Raw genomic sequence first — 3,185 nt, forward strand, 5'->3', positions numbered from 1 at the left:
GTCGCGCTGTGGCGCCCGCGCCTCGAGGCGCTGCTGCGGGAGCGCTACGGTCTCGTTCTGCTCGCGGCCTATACCTATCCGCCACAGGTGGTGTTCTGCCGGAAGGCCTTCGGCGGGCTGTTCGATCTCGCCGGGCGGCGCATCCGCACTTCCTCGGTCGGCCAATCGGAACTAGTGACTGCGCTTGGCGGCATCCCCGTGGTGATCCCCTTCGCCGAGATCGTCGGCGCCATGCGGACCGGCGTGGTGGATTGCGCAATCACCGGTGCCCGGTCCGGCAATTCCATCGGCCTGCACGAAGTCTCGACCCACGTCTCGCGGCTCGGCATCAGCTGGGGCGTCAGCGTCTTCGTCGCAAACCAGGCGGCCTGGGACGAGCTGCCCGCGGAGCGCCGGGCGGAGCTGCGCCAGGGCCTGGCGGCGCTGCAGGACGAGATCTGGGAGGCCGCCGACCGGGAAAGACAGGACGGCTTCGATTGCAATTCCGGCCGGCCGAGCTGCGAAAGCGGCCGGCCGGGCAACATGACCATCGTCGAGGAAAGCTGGCAGGATGACGCGTTGCGGATCAAGCTGCTGAACGACGTCGTGCTGCCCAACTGGGTCCGTCGCTGCGGCGCCGACTGCGCCGCGGAATGGAACCGGCTGATGGCGCCCGAGCTCGGCATCTGGGCGAAGGCGCGCTAGGTGGTGCCGGCCCGGCATTCGCGGCACGCGATCGGCTTCGTCGCGGTCGCCCTGCTCACAGTGATCGGCATCGGCACCGCGCTGCTGCTCGACCAGATGCGCCAGACCGCGCGCGACGCGGCGGACGGGGTGGTGCAGCGCGCCGCCTCGGTCGTCGAAAGCACGGTGAACCGGCTGTTCCTGCAGATCGACGGAACGCTCGCCAGCCTGCCTGGCCTGGTCGGGCAGGTGTCGTCCCAGCGGAACCCAGGTGCCGAGGAGGTGTCGCAGATCCTCCGCAGCATCAACTTCCAGAACCTCAACTTCCGCGACCTGCTGCTGGTCCGGCCGGATGGCGTCGCCTGGGCCAGCGCGCGGGCTTCGTCGCGCGACCGGCCCCTGCCGATCGAGCTGCGGGAGACCGGCCCGGCGCAGCGCTCGGGCGTCGTGCGCATCGCCGGCCCGGTGCAGAACCCGACCACGGGGGAATGGGCGCTGTTCTTCCTGCGCCCGGTGCGGCTGCCGAATCTCGGCCTGCTCTATGCCGCGGCCGAGGTGCCCATCCCGCTGGTCGTCACGCTGCTCAATCCCGCCGCCGAGGTGCCTGGGCTTCGCGTCGCGGTGACGCGGACGGATGGCCGGTTGCTGGTCGGCCTGCCGCATGACGAGGCGCGGCTCAGCCGGCAATCGGCCGAGGCCGCCGGCGCGGGCGAGGTCGCGCCGCCGCCCGCCGCCGTCGCGGCGATCGTGGCGGCGCGGCCGACGCTCTATCGCACCATCGCGATCACCGTCACGCTCGATGCCGCGGCCGGCATGACGGAATGGCAGCGCGACCGCGACCGGCTGATTGCCGTGGCGCTCGGCGCCTCGCTCGTCGTGGTCGCGCTGGCGTTGGCGGCGCTGCTGGTGGTGCAGCAGCGCGAGAGGACCGAGCGGGAGCGCCAGCGCGCCCGGGCAACGCTCGAAAGCGCCATCGAATCCATGTCGGACGGCTTCGTGATGTTCGATGCCGAGGACCGCCTGGTGGTCTGCAACGAACGCTACCGCGACCTGTATTCCGTCAGCGCCCCCTTCATCGTGCCGGGCGCCAGCTTCGAGCACATCATGCGGGAGGGCGCGCGACGCGGTCAGTACCCGCAGGCCGGGGACGACCTCGAAGGCTTCGTCCGCGACACGGTCACTTGGCATCACGGCAACCATCCGCCGATAGAACGGATGCTGCCGGACGGGCGCTGGCTGCTGATCACCGAACGCCCGATGCCGGATGGCGGCACGGTCGGCATCCGCACCGACATCACCGCCCAGAAGCAGGCGATGCGCGAGCTGGCGATCGGCGAGCGGCGCTACAGCGCCCTCGCCAAGGCGGGCGCGATCGTCACCTGGCAGGCCAATGCCGAGGGCACGATCCTGGAGGCACCGGGCTGGACCGCCCTGACCGGGCTGCCGGATACCGTGCTGCGCGACGGCGGGTGGGTTGCGGTGGTCCATCCGGAGGACCAGGCGGCGGTGCCGCCGAATTGGGTCGCGGCCGCCGATGCAGACGGGTCCGTCGACATTGAATTCCGCATCCTGACCGGCGGTGCCTGGCGCTGGATGCGGGTGCGCGGCGCGCCGGTCTACGAGCCGCCGCAGAGCCGGCCGCTCGAATGGGTCGGCACCATCCACGACGTGCACGACCGCCGCGCCGCCCAGGCGGCGCTGGCGGAAAGCGAGGCGCGCTTCGTCCGCGCCATTTCGGCGGTCGGGATGGGTACCTGGGACTGGAACCTGACGACCGACGTGCTGCACCTCTCGCCCGGCTACGAGGCGCTGTACCAGAAGGAGGAAGGCTCCCTGCCGACGGCGCGCGCTGCGGCCGATGCAACGCACCCGGACGACGTCGCCGACGTCACCGCCGCGGTCGACCGGGCGCTGAAAGGCATCGAGGGTGACAGCTACGACATCGAATTCCGCATCCTCCGGCCCGGCGGCGGCCTGCGCTGGCTGCGCATGCAGGGCCGCGCCGAGCGCGACGCCCATGGCAAGGCCATCCGCATGAGCGGCGTGACCCAGGACGTGACGGCCAGGCACGACGCCGAACAGCAACTGGCGCACATGGCCCGGCACGACGCGCTGACCGACCTGCCGAACCGGACCATGCTGCGCGAGCGCATGGATGCGGCGATGGCCGATGCCGGGCGGGGCAATGCCAGCGCGATCTTCTGCCTCGACCTCGACCGCTTCAAGCAGGTGAACGACACGCTCGGCCATCCGGTCGGCGATGCCCTGCTGCGGGCGGTCACCGCTCGCCTGCTCGGCTGCATCCGCGGGACCGACATGGTGGCGCGGATCGGTGGCGACGAATTCGCCATCGTCCAGTCCTCGGTCAACCAGCCGAGCGATGCCCGGACGCTGGCCCGGCGGATCATCGCGGAGATCAGCCGGCCCTACGAGATCGAGGGCAACCGCATCGTCATCGGCACCAGCCTCGGCATCGCTATCGCGCCGCAGGACGGGATCGATTCCGACCGGCTGCTGCGCAG

General features: G+C 71.2%; 2 protein-coding genes. Both read left to right on the plus strand.

The window, feature by feature from the left end; all coding sequences use genetic code 11:
• Positions 1 to 684: TRAP transporter substrate-binding protein DctP (gene dctP / locus E2C06_RS35950; protein ID WP_165982906.1), on the plus strand; the 684-nt coding region annotated here is incomplete at its 5' end.
• Between the two features lie 3 nt (positions 685 to 687).
• Positions 688 to 3,185 (plus strand): diguanylate cyclase domain-containing protein (locus tag E2C06_RS35955; RefSeq protein WP_133293319.1); only part of this gene is annotated, 2,498 nt, incomplete at its 3' end.

The sequence above is a fragment of the Dankookia rubra genome, from assembly GCF_004355005.1.
In the GTDB taxonomy this organism is placed as follows: domain Bacteria; phylum Pseudomonadota; class Alphaproteobacteria; order Acetobacterales; family Acetobacteraceae; genus Paracraurococcus; species Paracraurococcus ruber_A.